Raw genomic sequence first — 17802 nt, 5'->3', positions numbered from 1 at the left:
CGAAAGGAAGGCGGGCGCCGAAGGCACCCGTAGGCGGGAATCAGGGCTTGGCGATGCCGACCGAGTCCGGGGAGATCTCGATGGCCTTGGCCTTGTACATCGACCAGGTGGTGACCGACTGCCAGCGCTTGAGGAACTCCTCGGCTTCGGCGCCGTTGAGGTTCAGGCTCTGTGCACCGAAGTTCTTCAGGAAGCCCTGGAACTCGGGATTGGCCACGGCCTTGGCGTAGGCATCGACCAGCTTCTGCTTGACGTCATCCGGGGTGTCCTTGCGTACGAAGGCGCCCCAGAACGGACCCCACGGCAGGTACTCTGCGATGGCCGGCAGCGACTTGGTGATCGGCTCCACGCCCGGCAGCTCCGGGGTTTCCTCGGTGGCGAACACGGCCAGGGCCTTGAGCTTGCCGCTGCGTACCAGCTCGCGCGCGGCGGCCAGGCTCAGCGGCATGAAGTCGATATGATTGCCCATCAGTGCGGTGATACCGGGGCCGTCGCCGCCGAAGGTCACTTCACGCACTTTCAGCTCGTCCACAGCGTTGATCATCGCGCTGACGGTGCTCGGTAAGCCGCCGGCACCAGTGGAACCCATGCGCAGGGTGTCCGGGTTGGCCTTGGCGGCAGCCATCAGCTCAGCCATGTTGTTGAACGGCGCGTCGGCGTTGGCGGCGATCACCACCACGTTCTGGCCAATGATGCTCACCGGGTAGAAGTCGGCGTAGTCGAAGTCGGCCAGTTTCAGCACTTTGTACAGCTGCGGGTTCTCTGCGCCGAGCAGGACGGTGTAACCGTCAGGACGCTGGGTCTTGACGAAGGTGCTGCCGATCACGGCGGTGCCGCCCGGACGGTTGTTGAGGATGAACTTGCCGCCCAGTTCTTTTTCCACGTAGGGCGTCAGGCTGCGCATGACGTTGTCGGTAGCACCGCCGGCGCCCCAGGGAATGACCGCCTGGATGCTGCGCTCGGGGTATTCGGCATGGGCCGGCAGAGCCATAGTCAGGGCGCTGAGGCCGAGGGCGGCGCCGGTCAGAAGGGATTTGAACATCGGGACTCTCCATCGCTTGTTGTTGTGAGCCCCAGTCAAGGTCGGGGCACACCTGTTGGTGCTCGTGTGTCAGCCGCGCGTGGAGGCGGGGCTGAACTTGCTCTTGAGTTTCTTCAGTAGCGGGGTGTTGCCCAGCAGAATCAGCACTACCGCACTGGTCAGGATCAGCGACAGCGGGCTGGTGACCAGACCCTGCAGTAGCTCCCCCGGGTGATCGCCGGCCGAGGACATCGCCTGGCGATACGAGGTGTCCATCAGCGGGCCGAGGATGGCGCCGAGGATGATCGGGCCCATCTGGAAGCCGAAGATCTTCAGCAGGTAGCCGAGCACACCGAAGCCGAGCATCCAGTACACCTCGGTCATGCTGCTGTTGATCGAGTAGGTCCCGACCACGCAGAGCACCAGGATCAGCGGGATCAGCACGGCCTTGGGCATTTCGACGAACTTGGCGAACAGCTTGATGCCCATCAGGCCGAAGATCATCAGAAACACGTTGGCCAGCAGCAGGTTGCCGACGGTGAAGTAGAAAATGTGCGGGTTCTCTACCATGAGCATCGGGCCGGGGTTCAGACCATGCACGACCAGTGCGCCGATGATCACCGCCGTAACCGCGTCGCCAGGCATGCCCAGAGTCAGCATCGGCACGTAGGCGCCACCGACCGCTGCGCTGTTGGCGGTTTCCGGGGCGACCAGGCCTTCGTAGGCTCCCTTGCCGAATGGTTTGGACGGATTTTTCACGGTGCGCTTGGCATGGTCGTAGGCCATCAGTGCAGCGATGTCACCGCCGACGCCCGGCAACACGCCGACCACCACGCCGATGATCGAGGTGCGGATCGACAGCGGCAGGAATTTCAGAACCATGGCGAAGGACGGCAGGATCTTGTCGACCTTCTGCCGAATCACCGGGCTGTCCAGGTTATGCAATTGATAGAAGGCCTCGGCGACGCCGAACAGGCCGATCATCAGCACCACGTAGTGGATGCCGCCCATCAGTTCGACCTGGCCGAGCGTGAAGCGCCCTTCGGCGGTGACCGGGTCCATGCCTACCAGACCGATGATCGCACCCAGTGCTGCAGCGAAGATGCCCTTGGCCAGTGAGCCTTCAGATAGGCTGCCTACCAGCAGCAGGCCGATGGTCGCCACCAGAAAGTAGTCGCGCGGAGCGAACCGCAGAGCCAGATCGCCGATCAGCGGTGCGGCACTGGCGAGCATGATGGTGCCGACGATGCCGCCGACCACCGACATTACGGTGCTCAGGCCGATGGCGCGTCCGGCTTCGCCCTGTTGTGCCAGTGGGTAACCATCGAAGGCCGTGGCCACTGAGGAGGGCGCGCCGGGGATGTTCAGCAGGATGGCGCTGCGCGAGCCACCGTAAACGCCGCCAATGAAGATGCCGACGATCAGCGCCAGGGCGTCGTTGACGTCCCAGGAGAAGGTGAAGGACACCAGGATGGACACTGCCATGGTCACCGACAGGCCTGGGATGGCGCCGATATAGATGCCGGCAAAGGTGCCCAGCGCAGTCAGCATCAGCAGCTGCGGATCACTCCAGGCCATCAGCAGGTAGGAAAAGGTATCGCTCATCTCGGGTGCCTCGTTATGGCAGGTAAACGCTGAAGGCCAGGCTGAACAGCAAATAGATCAGCACCAGCAACACAGCTGCGATCAGGATGGCGTTGAGAACGCGGCCATTGCGCAGGTAGACGATCGACAGCACCAGGAAAAGGAAGGTACTGACGTAGAAACTGACCCACTGAATAGCCGCCAGGTACGTCACGGCCAGCAGGCCAAAGATCAGCACAGCTCTGGGGAAATGCTGGCTACGGAACTGCTGGAAGGCATCGAGCCAGCCACTGCAGTCGGGGCGTGCCTTGCCAACCAGTTCGAAGGCAATCTTCACCGCCGACAGGATCATTACCAGCGCCACGCCGATAGGAAAGGCGCCTGGAGAGTTGGCCGAGGAGAAGCCGGAAATCTGGTAGGCCAGGTAGAAGATCACCAGGCTGAACACCAGCAGCAGGGCGCAGAACGTGCGCTCGCCGACCAGCATCTTGTCTGTCTTGTTCATGCTATCGCTCCGACAGAATGGGGGAGGGTAAGGGGCTGAGTCAGGCTTTGCGTGCAGGTAGCAGTCTGGCAAGCAGCGAGCTGATCAGGCGCGGCCGGAAGCTCCTGTGCATGTCATGACAGGCAGGGGCGAGGACGGGCATGGCTAGCGTCGATAGGGAGGACCAGTCGTCGAGCAACGAGCTGGTGGCCGGGCAAGGAGTGGCCCTGGCTGTGGCATGGGAGGCCGGGGCACGCAGGTGCATAGGCTGTGACATGACAATTGACCTTCTTATATTTATTGGCTGCTGAAAGATTCGAAGCGTGATGCACCAGGCAGAAGATCGCTTCGTTTTCAGGCGTGGTCAGAATAGTGAGCCGACCAGGCTGGCCATTTCAATTCGCTAAACGGGGTTCTGTTCGATAACCGAACAAGAACGAACCAGTTAGTACATTACGCGTTGCGTCGGCAGTATCGCGCGTCCGCGTCCCTGCATCCAGAGGCAGGCGTGCGTCTGGCTCGCATCGGCGGGCGCTTGTCTCTTAGAATCGGCGCAAATTTTCCAGGACTCTCTCATGGCCGGCAGTCAGATTGAACGCGCGCTCAGCCTTCTCGAAAGCCTCACTCGCGACGCCCGTGGCGTGCAGATGCAGGTTCTGGCCGATGAGCTGGATATTCCCAAGAGCGCCACGCATCGCATGCTCGCCGAGCTGATTCGCCTGGGTTACGTACGCCAGGATGCGCTCACCAGTCGCTATCGGCTTTCCACCAAACTGGTGGCGCTGGGCTTTCGCTATCTGACCAACAGCGGCGCTGATGTGGTGCAGCCGATTCTCGATGGCCTGGCCGAAACCAGCGGCGAGCTGGTACGCCTTGGCGTGATAGAGGGCGAGCGCCAAACCTGGATTGCCAAGAGCCAGGGCGCCCGTTCCGGCCTGCGCTACGACCCTGACATGGGGCGTGACGCGCCGCTGTTCTACACCGCATCCGGGCACGCCTGGCTTGCCAGCATGAGCGATGCAGAAGCGTTGGCGTTGGTGGCGCGGCAGGGTATCGCCGACCCTGCCGACGTCGGCCCAAATGCGCCACGCAACGAACAGGAGTTGCTGCAGCGCCTGGCTCTGGCGCGTCAGCAGGGTTATGCCTGGGTCATGGAAAGTTCGTCGATCGGCACCGCAGCGCTGGCTGCAGTAGTGCGTGACCCGCGTGATGGTCGGGTGATCGGTGTGCTCAGCATCGCCGGCCCGAGCGCACGTTTGCCGCTTGCGCGCATGCACGAGCTGGCCGCAGATCTGCTGGCTGCTGCCGACGAGTTGTCCGCTGCCAGCCCTGCCTCCGAGTTGTTCGCCTGATCGGCTAGAAACGGCACGCCCGCACCCACGTCATTGTAGGAGCGGCTTCAGCCGCGAAGCACGGTGATTCGCTGCGGAGGCCGCTGCTACGGCCTGTCGAATCCGATTCCTTTGCCGGTTTCGGTGCGCACGGCACACCCTACGACGTTTCCGTACCGCGCAAAGCTCCTCTGTATTTTCGTCTTGCGTAAATTTTGGAACTGAGTTCTAAATATTAAAAAGGTCTGCGCCTGATGCATGGGGTGCGCCTGCGTGAGAACGACAACAAGAGGATCGCCGCGTGACTTCCCCTTTGCGTATTGCCCTGATCGGCGCCGGTGTCATGGGCCGTCAGCACTACCAACACCTGCAGGCTCTGACCGAGGCGCAACTTTGTGCCATCGCCGATCCAGGCCCGCAAGCGGCTGACTTCGCGGCCGAATGCGGCGTGCCGTATTTCGCCGATCACTTGCAGATGCTGGAGCAGGCGCGACCCGAGGCGGTGATCGTCGCTAACCCCAACGCACTGCACGTCAGCACGTCGCTCGATTGCATCGCCGCTTGCGTACCGGTCCTCCTGGAGAAACCGGTGGGCGTGCATCTGGACGAGGTGCGTGAGTTGGTCGCTGCCAGCGAGCGTTCAGGTGTGCCGGTACTGGTTGGCCACCATCGTCGACATAATCCATTGATCGCCCGCGCCCGCGCCCGCGAGCTGATCGAGCAGGGCAGTCTCGGTCGACTGACCACGGTGACCGCGTTGTGGCAGGTGCAAAAGCCCGACAGCTACTACGACATTGCCTGGCGCCGCGAAGCCGGGGCCGGCATGTTGCTGACCAACCTGATTCATGACCTCGACCTGCTGCGCCATCTGTGCGGTGAAGTGCGCCAGGTGCAAGCCATCACCAGCAATGGCGTGCGCGGCTTCGCCAACGAGGACAGCGCGGTGGTGCTGCTGCAATTCGAAGGTGGCGCACTGGGCAGCCTGACTGGCTCCGACGCCGTTGCCGCGCCCTGGAGCTGGGAGCTGGATTCCGGCGAGAACCCTGTCTACCCGCGCCAGGCCGACCAGCCCTGCTACCTGCTCGCCGGTACGCGCGGTGCCCTGAGCATTCCGCAGCTCAAGCGCTGGCATTACGCCGAGGACGGCGCCGGCTGGCACCAGCCGTTGTTGCAGGTGCAGGAAGGTTTCGATGCCGGCGAAGCCTTGCGCCGTCAGTTGCTGCATTTCATCGCAGTTGCCCGAGGCCAGGCTCAGCCGCTGATCAGCGCCGCCGATGCCGGTCGTACCCTAGCACTGGTCGAGGCCATCCGCCTGGCGGCGGAGAGTGGACAGACCAGCACCCCCGAAATCATCTGATAAGCGAGTCATCATGAGCGAACGTATTCTGTCCCTGGCTGCCCTCACTGTCCTCGAAGTTTCACCGCCGGAAATGGTCGATATCGCCGCGCGCACTGGCTACAGCCATGTAGGCCTGCGCCTGGTGCCGGCCACGGCCGAGGAGCACCACTTTCCATTGATGGCTGACGCCGGATTACGCGCGCAGACGCTCAAGTGCCTGCGTGATACCGGGATCAAGGTGGCGGATATCGAGATTCTGCGTCTGAAGCCCGATACCCGGGTCAGCGACCTCGAGGCCATCTTCGACGTGGGCGCCGAGTTTGGCGCTACAGACGTATTGATCGCTGGAAACGACCCGGACGAAGCGCGCCTGACCGACAATTTCGCAGCCGTGTGTGACCTGGCCGCGCCATTTGGCTTGTTCCCGCACCTGGAGTTCATGCCCTGGACCAACGCGCGCGACCTGACCCAGGCCAAGCGCATCGTCGATGCGGCCAACCGGCCCAACGGCTGCATCCTGGTCGATGCCTTCCACTTCGATCGCTCGGGTTCGAGCCTGGCGGACCTGGCGCAGGTGCCGGCCGAACGTATGCGTTACGCGCAACTGTGTGATGTCAACGGCCCGCGTCCGGATGACATGGACGAGATCTTGCGCCAGGCGCGTAACGAACGGCGTTTCCCCGGTGATGGCGACAGCGACTTGCTCGGTCTGCTGCGTGCGCTGCCGCCGAGTATTGCCCTGAGCCTGGAAATACCTACACGGCAACTGCTCGAACAGGGCGTTAGCGCGCTGGAGCGAGCGCAGATGGCCATGGACAAGACCCTGCGGCTGCTGGAGCGCTTGTAGCGCCTCGATGCCGCCTGTCACCCGCGGGTCGAATACTGTCACGCGGGTCATAGGCGGCAGGATAGGGCGGTCTGTATAGTTAGCTACCTATCTATGGTTGCGCGGCTTGCCGCATCCCGAGTACCCCATGAGCTCCAAACCGCTATCCGGCGTCAATCATCCACTCAAGGGCATTGCGCTGATGGTGCTGGCGACCTTTCTGTTCGCCAGTCACGATGCGATTTCCAAGTACCTGTCAGGCTTCTATCCGATCATCCTGATCGTCTGGGCACGCTACGTCGTGCATACACTGTTGATGGCCGGCATCTTCCTGCCACAGTCGGGCTTGCGCGTGCTTCGCACCAAGCGTCCCTGTTTACAGGTGTTGCGGGCACTCAGCCTGCTTGGCGTCAGCCTGCTGTTCACCACGGGCCTGATGTTCATGCCGTTGGCTGAAGCAACGTCGGTGATCTTCCTCGCCCCCTTGCTGGTGACTGCCCTGTCGGTGCCGCTGCTGGGCGAGAAGGTCAGCCGCGGGCAGTGGGTAGCGGTGATCGTTGGCTTTGTCGGCGTGATGATCATCGTCCATCCCGGTGGCGATCTGTTCACCCCGGCGGTGCTGTTACCGCTGAGCGCTGCACTGTGCTTCAGTCTCTATCAGATACTGACTCGGCGCCTTAGTACCGTGGACAGCGCCACCACCAGCAACTTCTTCGCCGGGCTGGTCAACACCTTGGTGATGAGCCTGCTGGTGCCGTTCTTCTGGCAGATACCCAGCGTCACGCATGGGCTGATGATGCTGGCGTTGGGGGGCTGTGGCATGGCCGCACACTTGCTGCTGACGCATTCCTTCCGTTACGCGGCGCCGGCGATGCTGGCTCCGTTCGGCTATGGGCAGATCATCTTCGCCGGGCTGCTGGGTTTGTTGGTGTTCCAGCATCAGCCGGACAGCACCGCGCTGGTCGGTATTTTCATCATCTGCCTCAGTGGTTTGGCGGCGGCCTGGCAGAATGGGCGAGGGCGTCAGAAATCATGGGTGTTCGATAATCGAACAGAAAACTAACCAGTTCGTCCATTTTGAATTGCCGATATTCCCGCCTCTGCCAATAATCCAGGCTACGAACAATCCATGAGCGCCGACCAACCGGCCGAGTGAGGGCTCATGAGCGCGTCTTGCCTCCCTCACTTTGCCCGCCACGGCGCCGCCTTAGCCCGGAGCCGTCTATGCAGCGTTCAATTGCCACCGTTTCCCTCAGCGGTACCCTGCCAGAGAAACTCGAAGCCATCGCCGCGGCCGGTTTCGACGGTGTGGAAATCTTCGAGAACGACCTCCTCTATTACGACGGCAGCCCTACCGAGATTCGCAAGCGCTGCGCCGACCTTGGCATCGCCATTACCCTGTTCCAGCCATTTCGCGACTTTGAAGGCTGCCGCCGTGATCGTCTGCAGCGCAACATCGACCGCGCCGAGCGCAAGTTCGACCTGATGCAGGAACTGGGCACCGACCTGGTGCTGGTGTGCAGTAACGTCGCCGCCGATTCGCTGGGCGACGAAGAAATCCTTGTCGACGACCTGCGTTTGCTGGGTGAGCGCGCCGGTGCACGCGGCCTGCGTATCGGCTATGAGGCGCTGGCCTGGGGGCGTCACGTAAACACCTATCAGCAAGTGTGGAACCTGGTGCGCCAGGCCGATCACTCGGCCGTCGGGATGATCCTCGACAGCTTCCATACCCTGTCGCTCAGGGGCGACCCGAGCGCCATCGCCGAGATTCCCGGGGACAAGATTTTCTTCGTGCAAATGGCTGACGCGCCGATCCTGGCGATGGACGTGTTGGAGTGGAGCCGCCATTTTCGCTGCTTCCCGGGGCAGGGCGAGTTCGACCTGGCCGGTTTCCTCGCGCCGATCCTGCGTACTGGCTATCGCGGCCCGCTGTCGCTGGAGATCTTCAACGATGGCTTCCGCGCCGCACCACCGCGGCAGAACGCGGCCGATGGCTTGCGCTCATTGCTCTACCTCGAGGAAAAGACCCACAAGCGTCTCGAGAAAGAGGGGCATCAGATCGAGCCGGGCGTGCTGTTCACTCCGCCGGCGGCCCATCCCTACGCTGGCATCGAGTTCCTTGAGTTCGCCGTCGATGAGGCGGTGGGTGCACGCCTAGCCGGTTGGCTGGAGCGTCTGGGTTTCGCTCACGCCGGTCAGCACCGTTCCAAGGATGTCAGCCTGCTGCGTCAGGGCGATATCAATATCGTGCTCAACGCCGAGCCTTACTCTTTCGCGCACAACTTCTTCGCATCCCACGGCCCTTCATTGTGCGCCACGGCATTGCGGGTCAAAGATGGTGCCGATGCGCTGCAGCGTGCCTGCGATTATCGCGGCCAGCCCTATCGTGGCCTGGTCGGCCCGAACGAGCGCGAGGTGCCTGCCGTACGCGCTCCGGATGGCAGCCTGATTTATCTGGTGGAGCAGGCTGGTGAAGGCCAGACCATCTACGACACCGACTTCAGCCTGAACCCGGCCGCCACGGCTACGGGCAGCCTGCAACGTATCGACCACATGGCCCTGGCATTGCCGGCCGATTCGCTGGACAGCTGGGTGCTGTTCTACAAGAGCCTGCTGGACTTCGAGGCTGACGACGAAGTGGTCCTGCCCGACCCCTACGGCCTGGTGAAAAGCCGCGCGATTCGCAGTCGCTGCAGCTCGATTCGCCTGCCGCTGAACATCTCGGAGAACCGTAACACTGCCATTGCCCATGCCCTGTCCAGCTATCAGGGCTCCGGCGTGCACCACATCGCCTTCTCCTGCGAAGACATCTTCGCCGAGGTGGCGCGGGCCAAGGAAGCGGGTGTGCCGTTACTGGAAATTCCGCTGAACTACTATGACGATCTGGCCGCGCGCTTCGATTTCGACGATGAGTTCTTGAGCGAGTTGGCCTACTACAACGTGCTTTACGACCGCGACGCTCAGGGCGGCGAGTTGTTCCACGTCTACACCGAGCCGTTCGAGGAGCGCTTCTTCTTCGAAATCATTCAGCGCAAGGGCGGCTATGTCGGCTATGGCGCGGCCAACGTCGCGGTGCGTCTGGCCGCCATGGCCAAGGCGCGCAGCGGTGGCTTGAAGCGTCCGCGGTTATAAGTGGGTGCAGGTGGCAGCCTGTCCGGTTGCCGCTGCGGCCTGCCATAATCCGCTCCACCAATACCTATAAAAAAGACCATTGCCGTATGACCGAAGCCGTTGCCAACCTGGCCACTCAACCTCTCGAGGTGGTGCGCAAGGTACGTAAGAACAATCCGGAGAAAACTCGCGAGAGCATTCTCCAGGCCGCCATCACGGAGTTCGTTCAGCAGGGCCTTTCCGGCGCCCGTGTGGACGCCATCGCCGAGCGCACCGCGACCTCGAAGCGGATGATCTACTACTACTTCGGCAGCAAGGAACAGCTCTATCTCGAGGTACTGGTCAAGCTCTACGGCGATATCCGCGGCACCGAGAGTCGCCTCGATCTGGCCTCCTTGCCACCGGTGCTGGCGATCCGTCGGCTGGTGGAGTTCACCTTCGATCATCATGACCGCAACGTCGACTTCGTACGCATCGTCAGCATCGAGAACATCCACTACGGCGAATACGTCAAGCAGTCGCCGGTCATTCGCCAGATGAGCAACGTGGTGCTCGATACCCTCGGTAAGACCCTGCGCCGCGGCGAGGAAGAGGGCGTGTTCCGCCCCGGTATCGATGTGCTCGATGTGCACCTGCTGATCAGTTCGTTCTGTTTTTATCGGGTGTCCAACCGCCACACCTTTGGCGAGATCTTCCAGATCGATCTGCCCGACGAGCAGGTCAAGCAGCGGCACAAGGCGATGATCTGCGAGGCGGTGCTGCGTTATATCCAGGGCTGAAGATCGGTGCGGATATGAAAAGGGCCCTGGCGGCGTTGTCGCTGCCAGGGCCCTTTTTTGCATGAGTGCGCTCAGAAACTGGCGAAGTGTGCCTGCATGCGTTCGGCATCGGCCGGGCGGCCGCTGAACAGTTCGAACGCCTTGACCGCCTGGAACACCGCCATGGTGCCGCCATCCAGGGTGCGGCAGCCCAGGGTGCGGGCGTGGCGCAGCAGTTCGGTTTCCAGCGGAAAATAGATGATCTCGGCGACCCACAACCCGGCATGCAGCAGCTCCACCGGCAGCGGTGTGCCCGGCAGCTTGGCCATGCCCACCGGTGTGGTGTTGACCAGGCCGTCGGCAGCGGCGACTTCACCTGCCAGGTCTTCACCGGCGATGGCACGTTCGGCGCCAAAGTGAGCGTTGAGATTGTCCGCCAGGGCCTGGGCGCGGCCGGGTTCCACTTCGAAAATGCACAGGCGTTCGACGCCTTCGGCGAGCAGGGCATGGGCCACGGCTGCACCTGCGCCGCCTGCCCCCATCTGCACCACGCGACGGCGAGCCACGTTGGGCAGGCCGCGACGCAAACCCTCGGCGAAGCCCAGGCAGTCGGTGTTGTGGCCGACACGCTTGCCGTCCTTGAGTACCACGGTGTTCACCGCGCCAATGCCGCGCGCCTCGCTCGACAGCTCGTCGAGCAGCGGGATGATCGCCTGCTTGGCCGGGAAGGTGATGTTGAGACCGGTAAAGCCCATGTGCTGTGCCGCATCGAGCAGGCTCGGCAGCGCATCGAGGTCGAGGCCCAACTGATCGAGGTCGATCAGACGGTAGAGGTAGCGCAGCCCCTGCGCATCGCCTTCGCGTTCGTGCATGGCGGGCGTGCGAGAAGCCTGAATGCCTTTGCCGATTAGGCCGGCGAGAATGCCGCTGGTAACGGAGGACATGGTCTTAACCCTTGAGCGATTGAGCGAAGTACTGCAGGCCAAGGCGATAGCCCTGGCTGCCGAGGCCGCAGATGACGCCGACGGCGATCGGCGAGACGAAGGAGTGATGACGGAACGGTTCGCGCTTGTGCACGTTGGACAGATGCACCTCGATGACCGGTAGTTCGCTGGCTACCAGGGCATCGCGGATGGCCACCGAGGTATGGGTCCAGGCTGCCGGATTGATCAGGATGCCGGCGCAGCGCCCACGCGCGGCATGAATCCAGTCGAGCAGTTCGCCCTCATGGTTGGTCTGGCGAAACTCGATCTTCAAGCCGTGTTCGGCGGCGGTATCGGCGCAAAGCCGGGAAATGTCGGCGAGGGTTTCATGGCCATAAGTGGCCGGTTCGCGGGTTCCGAGCAGGTTCAGGTTGGGGCCGTTGAGTACCAGGATGCAGGGGGACATAGGGGCGATCTCTTGTTGTTGTGGCAACGGGCGACAAGTCGTTCCGGGAAAATGTACTAACTAGTTAATACGGTCAATCGAGCGGATTGCTTGCGCTGGCCAACGGCAGCCGGGGAAAGGTCGATGCAAGCGCTGCAGGCCAGTAATGACGTGGCTTTCAGCCAGATGGGGGGGGGCAAGGGCGGGCGGCAAAACTGGGCGATTACCGGCTAGGCGCTGGGGCGAGGGTCCAGGACGTGACGGTCGAGCGACTCACCCAGCGCACAGCCACCCACGCCGGCCAGGTCGCCGGCCAGGTCGCCGGCCAGGTCGCCGAAATGGCGTCTGCTTTAGACAGGGCCGGCGACGCCAGCCTGACCACCTGCCAGGGCCGCGCTGACGCCGCGCGCAACACTGCCCACGGTGCCGATGGCCGCGCCGACTTTCATGGCGTGATGGAAGGGCGCGACTTTGGGGGAGTGACAGCGGGGACACTGCAATGACATGGGGCGAACCTCCTTGGTGCTGATGTCATGGCAGTAATGTGTGGCTGAGATTTTTTCGAATCGAATGGACGCTTTACAGTTGCTTAACCAAGGACGAAGCAGCCCTTCAACGCGATGACGAGGCCACTATGGCTTCGCACTTTCGCCATTCTGCAGGGGTCTGTCCTACTTGAGTTCGGAATAGACGCACAAAAAAACTGACGTTCTCGTAGCCCACCTCATACGCAATCGTTTTGACCGGCTGGCTGGTGGCCAGAAGCAGTTTCTTGGCCTTGTCGATCCGAACTTTCTGCACGTAGAGGTTTGGCGACAGTGTGGTTGCAAGCTGGAAGCGGCGCTTCAGGGTGTGCTCCGCCATCCCTACTTTCGGCTCATGCGTTCGATGGTCAGCGGCTCTGAATGGTGAGATTCAATCCAGTCCTGCAACTTGAGGATGACCTCGTCACCATGATTGCGGAGGCCGGGTAAGATTGGGTTGAGTCTTTCGGGGGCTGATACCAGCAGATGGGTGGCACACAGCTGCGAGAATTGATCGCCTCGATCCTGGGCCAGGATCTCCAAAAGCGCGTCGAAACCACCGTTCAATGTCCCTGTGCTCCAGATGCCCCCGGCCTGCAAGCAAGACTGCTGAGCGATAAACCGGTAGGCGGGATATTGCTTTTTCAGCTGCCGCACATAAGCCCAATGTGTGGCCAGCAGCTGATGCTCGGCCAGGCCTGAGGCTGCCACAAAACAAACCCCAGTGGTCATCGCCAAAAGGCGAGCGCCCCTTTGTTGCTGAGCAGCCAGCCAGGTGAGCAGGCGTGGCTCGGGAACGAAGCCTGAAGCAAGGCGCACGCCTTCAATCGGGGGGATGACCAGCAGATCGCAGTCGTTCACGTCGGTGATTGCTGCCACTGGCCGGATTAAGTGGCCGCCGGCCGCATAGACCTCATTGCCGTCGCAGGAAAGCACCTCAACCGCATAGCTTTGCTCCAGGCCAAGGTGCTGTTCGAGCAGGGCGACTATTCGGAAAAAGTCCGTTACGGAGAAAACGCCCATGGCCCAGCAGCCGTCGTAGGACAGGATTGCCACCTTTTTCATAAATTCTTTGGCCCGATCAGGCTATCGATAGTCCCAGTAGAACACCGACCTCACAACACCTAAAGAGTACGCTAGCAAATATTCGGGTAGTACTTGCTGGAAGGTTGGAGGCAGATGATGCAAGCAGTCAGTACCGGTGCGCCGGATCACTTCGCTAAGCTGCTCGGGGTCGAGCCGCTGCTCAGCAGCTTCGAGCGGTCTGTGTGCCGGCTATCTATCAGCGAGCAACATCGCAATGCGCTGGGCGGTATTCATGGTGGGCTGATCTTTTCGCTGGCCGACATAGCCTTTGCTGCAGCCTGTAATGCTGGGGCAGCAGTTTACATAGGTCTCCAGGCCGAGGTGCGCTACATGAGCAAAGCCGAGGGTGATGTGCTGACAGCTACCGCGACCCTAATGGGGGCCTCCAGAAAAATTGCCCATTACCAGGTGCTGGTGACAGATAGCCGGGACACACGCATCGCGCTGTTCAGTGGCTCGGCATATCGCCTCAGCGAGTAGTGGAGTGCGGCTACATGCAGAAGATATCTACCTGCCAACACTGGATCGAAACTGCCCACGGACAACTCTTTGCCCAGAGCTGGAGCCCATCTGAGGAGCTTGGCGCTCCTATCGTGCTGCTGCACGACTCGCTGGGCTGCGTGGCCTTGTGGCGAGATTTTCCGCTGCACTTGGCGCAGGCCAGTGGACGCCGTGTGATCGCTTACGACAGGTTAGGCTTTGGGCGCTCTTCGGCTCATTCGGGGCAACTGCCACCGAGCTTTGTCGGGGATGAGGCTCATGGTAGTTTTCGCGCACTTTACCTACAGCTCGGCCTGAGCCAGTTCGTGCTGCTGGGCCATAGCGTCGGTGGTGGCATGGCGGTCGCCTGTGCGGCAGCTTATGCGGAGGCCTGCCGGGGGGCTGATCACCGTATCCGCGCAAGCCTTCGTAGACAGCATGACGTTGGATGGAATTCGTGTCGCGGAGCGGCAATTTGCGATGCCTGAGCAGTTAGAGAGGCTGCAGCGCTATCACGCCGAAAAAGCCGAATGGGTATTACGAGCCTGGGTCGACACCTGGTTATCGGATGCCTTTAGCCAGTGGAACCTGGATAAGCAGCTGGCCAAGGTCGGCTGCCCGCTGCTTGCTCTGCATGGTGATCATGATGAGTATGGTTCACGACAGCATGCCGAGCGCATCTGTGCTTTGGCATCCTGCCCCACTGAGCTGCGGATTCTGCGGGATTGTGGGCATGTACCATACCGCGAGCACCCAGAAACAGTGCTGGCAGTGATTACTGAATTTCTCGCATCAATCGGACGATGCGGCATTAGCTTGTTAGCGTCTGCACGCTTCTAGCCTGGTTGGCAGCACCACAAGCCTAGGCGGCACACCATCACTTCAACCCTGCTGTTTCTGCGCTAGATCAGGTCCACTTCGTGGTGCTGGCTGTTCAGGGCAGCGGCCGGTAATTGCGCTATGACCTTTGTTGTTTGCGTTGTTGCTTGACCTGATACATCTCGTTGTCCGCCAGCCTGATGGCCTCTTCAGCGGTGGTGCCATCAGGCATCACCGCCACTACCCCAACGCTCGCACCCTGATACTCATAGGGAGGCAGGCCGTTACCCAGGTCATACTGGCCAACAGTGGCCTTGCTCAGACGGGCCTGCATTAGCGCTGCTGCATCCCGGAGCTCTTGCGCAGGGGCAGGGCGCTGGAGGGCATTACCCAGGGCGATGACGATGAACTCGTCTCCTCCGATCCGGCCGACCATGTCGCTGGCTCTAAGGTTGCGCTTCAGCTCAGTGGCGATACCAAGCAGAAACTGATCACCCGCCTGGTGGCCGTAGCAGTCGTTGATCAGTTTGAATCCATCCAAGTCGATGACGGCAACGAGCACATACTTGCTGTCGCGCTGAGCCAAGGCGAACAGCTGTACAAGGTCACGCATGATGCCGCGCCGATTGGCGAGTCCAGTCAGCGGGTCGGTCAGCGCTAGCCGGCCAAGTTCGCTGTTGGCGGCCTGAAGTTGTGCGACCAATAGCTCGCGTTCCAGGGCGTAACCTAGCAAGCCCGACAGCAGAGCAAGCAACGGCTCCACATCGGCTGGACGGGCTACCTGAGCCGAGCTTGCCGCGCAGACGGTGCCCAGGACGCGGCCATCCTGCGATCTGATTGGTGCGCTCAGATAGGTCTTGATGCCCAGAGCCTTGGCTGCGTCGGAGTCGCCCCAGCACTCGGCAACGTTGTCTGAGTAAAGACGGTTCTCTTCAAGGGCTCGCTTGCACAGGGTATCGGCCCAGGGTACGACCAGCCCCTCCGGGATGATCATTGCGCCCGCATTGCGTGCAAACTCGACGCGTTGCACGCCCTGTTCGGTGTCGATAGTGGTCAGGTAGGTCGACTCCATGCCGGTGAACTGGTTAAGCAGCGACAACAAAGGGCGCGCCAGTTGCTCCAGCGTTTGCGCCTTGGGGATGGTTTCCGACAGCAAAGAGAGAATCTGATCCATTGGAGCGTACCGATAGTGACGTTGCGTGGTGAGTGTCATATAGCTGATTGGCATGACATAGAGCAGATACTCCCGCGCTGCGTCAAATCACCCCGTCACCCCAGCGCCATAGTCACAATGAAAACGGCCATTGAGTGTCGTGTTGGAGGTTGGTTTCAGTGTAGTTGTAGATGCTGCGGATATCCTCTTGCGGCGTCATGGCTGGCTTGTGCAGAACTTTGCCCAGCCTGCTTCGAGGTCAAACTCGGGCCATTGAGTGTTGGATCATGTGGTAACGAGCGCCGGTCAGAATCAGCAGTCTGGTTGCGATGGCGTCACGTGTATCGATGTTGAGCAGATCGGCTATCAGCTTCGGAGTGTCTTTCCATTGCAGTGCTGGAAAGTGCTGGCGCTGCCTGGCCTTCTTCTTCTCTGCCTTACTCAGCAAGTTGTCCAAATGTCCGCGCCAGCGGGCAGGATTGTCCCCCTCGCGTAAGCGCCGAGCCTTGGCTGCATCCAGTATTTGCTCGATCTGGCCCCTGACTTCATCAGCAGTGCGGGTTTTGGTTACCCAGATGGGTTGCAACGCAGCAAGCACATGCTCGGTGCTGATGATGTCAGCCGACAGCTTGCCCATAGTCGGGAAGGCGTAGAGCTCCAACTTGCGTAGCCAGCCTTTCCGCCACTTCTCAGACCAACTGCCGCCATGTGCCTGTTGGTATTCGCGAGCGAGATCCTCGAAAGTCGTGCGACGTGCTGCGGCCTGGCGTTCGGCCTCGCGCTTGGCTTCCTTTGCCGCGTCGCGGGTTGCCAGTGGGTCGCTTCCGGAGGCGAGGAGCTTGCGTTGGTCGGCGGCCAACTGCCGGGCTTGGCCGAGTGTGACGGCAGGGAAGGGGCCTAGCCCCATTTCGCGGCTGCGGCCATCCAGCTTGTAACGGAAGATCCAGCTGGTGTCGCCGCTCTTGGATACCTGGAAGTACAGGCCATCGCCATCATTGGTTTTTCCTGGCGTTGCAGCCTTGGCTATCGACTCCACGGTCTTGCTGGTCAGCTTGCCTATTACTCGCTCCTACTCCAACACACCCCCTCAACCCACACTCTGACCCACACCTTGGTTGCTGATTTTATGGATGGCTACGGGATGTCTTGGGACGGATGCTAGGGTCTGTTGCCGTTTCGACGCGGCCGTGCGCGAAACGGCAACAGACCCTAAGCTGTAAGGCGCGTATTTTCTAGGGCTGTAGGATCTTGCTGGATTTCTTCGGGCAATAAAAAAGCCGGCTTGTGACCGGCTTTTCGGAGGTGGTCAGGACTTATTTTTGGTAAGCCGCGACTGCCTTGTTGATCAGGCCGCGGGCTTCTTCAGCGCCGCCCCAGCCTTCTACCTTGACCCACTTGCCCTTCTCCAGATCCTTGTAGTTCTCGAAGAAGTGCTTGATCTGCTCGATCAACAGCGCGGGCAGATCGGTGTATTCCTGAACGTCTTTGTATAGAACGGTCAGTTTGTCGTGTGGAACGGCAACCAGCTTGGCATCGCCGCCGGCTTCGTCGCTCATGTGCAGTACGCCGACCGGACGGGCGCGGATCACCGAACCCGGCGCGACCGGATAAGGGGTCACGACCAGCACGTCGAGGGGGTCGCCGTCGTCAGCCAGGGTGTGCGGGATGAAGCCGTAGTTGGCCGGGTAGAACATCGGGGTGGCCATGAAACGATCGACCATCAGGCAATCGCTGTCGTGGTCGATTTCGTATTTGATCGGCGCGTGGTTGGCCGGGATTTCGATGGCAACGTAGATGTCGTTCGGCAGGTCTTTACCAGCCGGGATCTTGCTGTAGCTCATGGGGGAAACTCCCAGGGATGGCCAAAAAAGTGGGGCGCATTATAGGCGTATTCGCAATGCGTTACTACGGCAGCCTA

16 protein-coding genes and 3 pseudogenes are annotated in these 17802 nt (G+C 61.2%); 8 read left to right on the top strand and 11 right to left on the bottom strand.

Translation table 11 applies throughout. The features are described 5' to 3' along the window. Positions 1-40: 40 nt before the first annotated feature. The 3 genes from PSOLE_RS04115 to PSOLE_RS04105 form a co-directional block, all read right to left on the bottom strand. On the bottom strand, positions 41-1042 hold the full coding sequence (locus tag PSOLE_RS04115) for a tripartite tricarboxylate transporter substrate binding protein (protein ID WP_074856962.1): 1002 nt from the start codon (positions 1040-1042) through the stop codon (positions 41-43). Between the two features lie 69 nt (positions 1043-1111). Further along, positions 1112-2626, bottom strand: a complete 1515-nt coding sequence (locus PSOLE_RS04110; RefSeq protein WP_074856959.1) for a tripartite tricarboxylate transporter permease — start codon at positions 2624-2626, stop codon at positions 1112-1114. Positions 2627-2639: 13 nt separating this feature from the next. After that, positions 2640-3110 carry a tripartite tricarboxylate transporter TctB family protein gene (locus PSOLE_RS04105; RefSeq protein ID WP_074856956.1) on the bottom strand — a complete coding sequence of 157 codons (471 nt, stop codon included), beginning with the start codon at positions 3108-3110 and terminating at the stop codon, positions 2640-2642. Positions 3111-3664: 554 nt separating this feature from the next. Between PSOLE_RS04105 and PSOLE_RS04100 the strand changes: the two genes are divergently transcribed. The 6 genes from PSOLE_RS04100 to PSOLE_RS04075 all read left to right on the top strand — a co-directional run bounded on the left by PSOLE_RS04100 (position 3665) and on the right by PSOLE_RS04075 (position 10475). After that, positions 3665-4441 carry an IclR family transcriptional regulator gene (locus PSOLE_RS04100; protein WP_074856954.1) on the top strand — a complete coding sequence of 259 codons (777 nt, stop codon included), beginning with the start codon at positions 3665-3667 and terminating at the stop codon, positions 4439-4441. Between the two features lie 280 nt (positions 4442-4721). After that, entirely contained in the window at positions 4722-5777 is a 1056-nt protein-coding gene (locus PSOLE_RS04095) for a Gfo/Idh/MocA family protein (protein WP_074856951.1), read from the top strand. A gap of 13 nt (positions 5778-5790) precedes the next feature. After that, positions 5791-6606 (top strand): sugar phosphate isomerase/epimerase family protein, encoded by an 816-nt coding sequence (locus tag PSOLE_RS04090; protein ID WP_074856948.1) that lies wholly within the window; start codon positions 5791-5793, stop codon positions 6604-6606. A gap of 127 nt (positions 6607-6733) precedes the next feature. Next, the gene (locus PSOLE_RS04085) at positions 6734-7648 is read left to right on the top strand and encodes a DMT family transporter (RefSeq protein ID WP_074856945.1); all 915 of its coding nucleotides are present in this window, start codon (positions 6734-6736) and stop codon (positions 7646-7648) included. A gap of 161 nt (positions 7649-7809) precedes the next feature. Beyond that, positions 7810-9717 (top strand): 3-dehydroshikimate dehydratase QuiC, encoded by a 1908-nt coding sequence (quiC, locus tag PSOLE_RS04080; protein WP_074856942.1) that lies wholly within the window; start codon positions 7810-7812, stop codon positions 9715-9717. 86 nt (positions 9718-9803) lie between these two features. Next, positions 9804-10475, top strand: coding sequence for a TetR/AcrR family transcriptional regulator (locus PSOLE_RS04075; RefSeq protein ID WP_045736196.1), 672 nt, complete (start codon positions 9804-9806; stop codon positions 10473-10475). 71 nt (positions 10476-10546) lie between these two features. On the opposite strand, the gene PSOLE_RS04070 is transcribed toward PSOLE_RS04075, so the two are convergent. From PSOLE_RS04070 to PSOLE_RS04055, 5 genes and pseudogenes are all read right to left on the bottom strand, one after another. Further along, positions 10547-11398 carry a shikimate dehydrogenase gene (locus tag PSOLE_RS04070; protein WP_074856939.1) on the bottom strand — a complete coding sequence of 284 codons (852 nt, stop codon included), beginning with the start codon at positions 11396-11398 and terminating at the stop codon, positions 10547-10549. A 4-nt stretch (positions 11399-11402) separates the two neighbouring features. Continuing rightward, positions 11403-11843 carry a type II 3-dehydroquinate dehydratase gene (aroQ, locus tag PSOLE_RS04065; protein ID WP_074856937.1) on the bottom strand — a complete coding sequence of 147 codons (441 nt, stop codon included), beginning with the start codon at positions 11841-11843 and terminating at the stop codon, positions 11403-11405. Between the two features lie 209 nt (positions 11844-12052). Next, positions 12053-12271: pseudogene (locus PSOLE_RS25015) on the bottom strand (hypothetical protein). Between the two features lie 163 nt (positions 12272-12434). Then, positions 12435-12686, bottom strand: coding sequence for a helix-turn-helix domain-containing protein (locus tag PSOLE_RS24525; protein WP_244597217.1), 252 nt, complete (start codon positions 12684-12686; stop codon positions 12435-12437). A gap of 2 nt (positions 12687-12688) precedes the next feature. Further along, a complete protein-coding gene (locus tag PSOLE_RS04055) occupies positions 12689-13411 on the bottom strand; it encodes a DJ-1/PfpI family protein (protein ID WP_244597216.1) in 723 nt (240 codons plus the stop codon). A 114-nt stretch (positions 13412-13525) separates the two neighbouring features. On the opposite strand from PSOLE_RS04055, the gene PSOLE_RS04050 reads away from it, so the two are divergent. Continuing rightward, entirely contained in the window at positions 13526-13912 is a 387-nt protein-coding gene (locus PSOLE_RS04050) for a PaaI family thioesterase (RefSeq protein ID WP_249044920.1), read from the top strand. A 14-nt stretch (positions 13913-13926) separates the two neighbouring features. Beyond that, positions 13927-14752 (top strand): annotated as a pseudogene (locus PSOLE_RS04045) (alpha/beta fold hydrolase). Positions 14753-14870: 118 nt separating this feature from the next. Here the strand turns inward: PSOLE_RS04045 and PSOLE_RS04040 are convergent. From PSOLE_RS04040 to ppa, 3 genes and pseudogenes are all read right to left on the bottom strand, one after another. After that, complete coding sequence (locus PSOLE_RS04040; protein WP_074856934.1) at positions 14871-15905, bottom strand: sensor domain-containing diguanylate cyclase; 1035 nt, start codon at positions 15903-15905, stop codon at positions 14871-14873. Between the two features lie 219 nt (positions 15906-16124). Beyond that, a pseudogene (locus tag PSOLE_RS04035) lies at positions 16125-16944 on the bottom strand (tyrosine-type recombinase/integrase); the annotation flags it as partial. Positions 16945-17197: 253 nt separating this feature from the next. Beyond that, a complete protein-coding gene (gene ppa, locus PSOLE_RS04030; protein WP_017675534.1) occupies positions 17198-17725 on the bottom strand; it encodes an inorganic diphosphatase in 528 nt (175 codons plus the stop codon). Positions 17726-17802: the final 77 nt, after the last annotated feature.

Source organism: Pseudomonas oleovorans subsp. oleovorans, assembly GCF_002197815.1.
In the GTDB taxonomy this organism is placed as follows: domain Bacteria; phylum Pseudomonadota; class Gammaproteobacteria; order Pseudomonadales; family Pseudomonadaceae; genus Aquipseudomonas; species Aquipseudomonas oleovorans.
This window is presented reverse-complemented; position numbering and strand designations above follow the sequence as displayed.

Bases quoted from the DNA above. Each gene is read 5' to 3' on its own strand.
- ppa (WP_017675534.1), bottom strand. From the start codon at position 17,725: ATGAGCTACAGCAAGATCCCGGCTGGTAAAGACCTGCCGAACGACATC.
- PSOLE_RS04050 (WP_249044920.1), top strand. From the start codon at position 13,526: ATGATGCAAGCAGTCAGTACCGGTGCGCCGGATCACTTCGCTAAGCTG.
- PSOLE_RS04040 (WP_074856934.1), bottom strand. From the start codon at position 15,905: ATGGATCAGATTCTCTCTTTGCTGTCGGAAACCATCCCCAAGGCGCAA.
- PSOLE_RS04070 (WP_074856939.1), bottom strand. From the start codon at position 11,398: ATGTCCTCCGTTACCAGCGGCATTCTCGCCGGCCTAATCGGCAAAGGC.
- PSOLE_RS04085 (WP_074856945.1), top strand. From the start codon at position 6,734: ATGAGCTCCAAACCGCTATCCGGCGTCAATCATCCACTCAAGGGCATT.
- PSOLE_RS04110 (WP_074856959.1), bottom strand. From the start codon at position 2,626: ATGAGCGATACCTTTTCCTACCTGCTGATGGCCTGGAGTGATCCGCAG.
- PSOLE_RS04100 (WP_074856954.1), top strand. From the start codon at position 3,665: ATGGCCGGCAGTCAGATTGAACGCGCGCTCAGCCTTCTCGAAAGCCTC.
- aroQ (WP_074856937.1), bottom strand. From the start codon at position 11,843: ATGTCCCCCTGCATCCTGGTACTCAACGGCCCCAACCTGAACCTGCTC.
- PSOLE_RS04090 (WP_074856948.1), top strand. From the start codon at position 5,791: ATGAGCGAACGTATTCTGTCCCTGGCTGCCCTCACTGTCCTCGAAGTT.
- PSOLE_RS04075 (WP_045736196.1), top strand. From the start codon at position 9,804: ATGACCGAAGCCGTTGCCAACCTGGCCACTCAACCTCTCGAGGTGGTG.
- quiC (WP_074856942.1), top strand. From the start codon at position 7,810: ATGCAGCGTTCAATTGCCACCGTTTCCCTCAGCGGTACCCTGCCAGAG.
- PSOLE_RS04055 (WP_244597216.1), bottom strand. From the start codon at position 13,411: ATGAAAAAGGTGGCAATCCTGTCCTACGACGGCTGCTGGGCCATGGGC.
- PSOLE_RS24525 (WP_244597217.1), bottom strand. From the start codon at position 12,686: ATGGCGGAGCACACCCTGAAGCGCCGCTTCCAGCTTGCAACCACACTG.
- PSOLE_RS04115 (WP_074856962.1), bottom strand. From the start codon at position 1,042: ATGTTCAAATCCCTTCTGACCGGCGCCGCCCTCGGCCTCAGCGCCCTG.
- PSOLE_RS04105 (WP_074856956.1), bottom strand. From the start codon at position 3,110: ATGAACAAGACAGACAAGATGCTGGTCGGCGAGCGCACGTTCTGCGCC.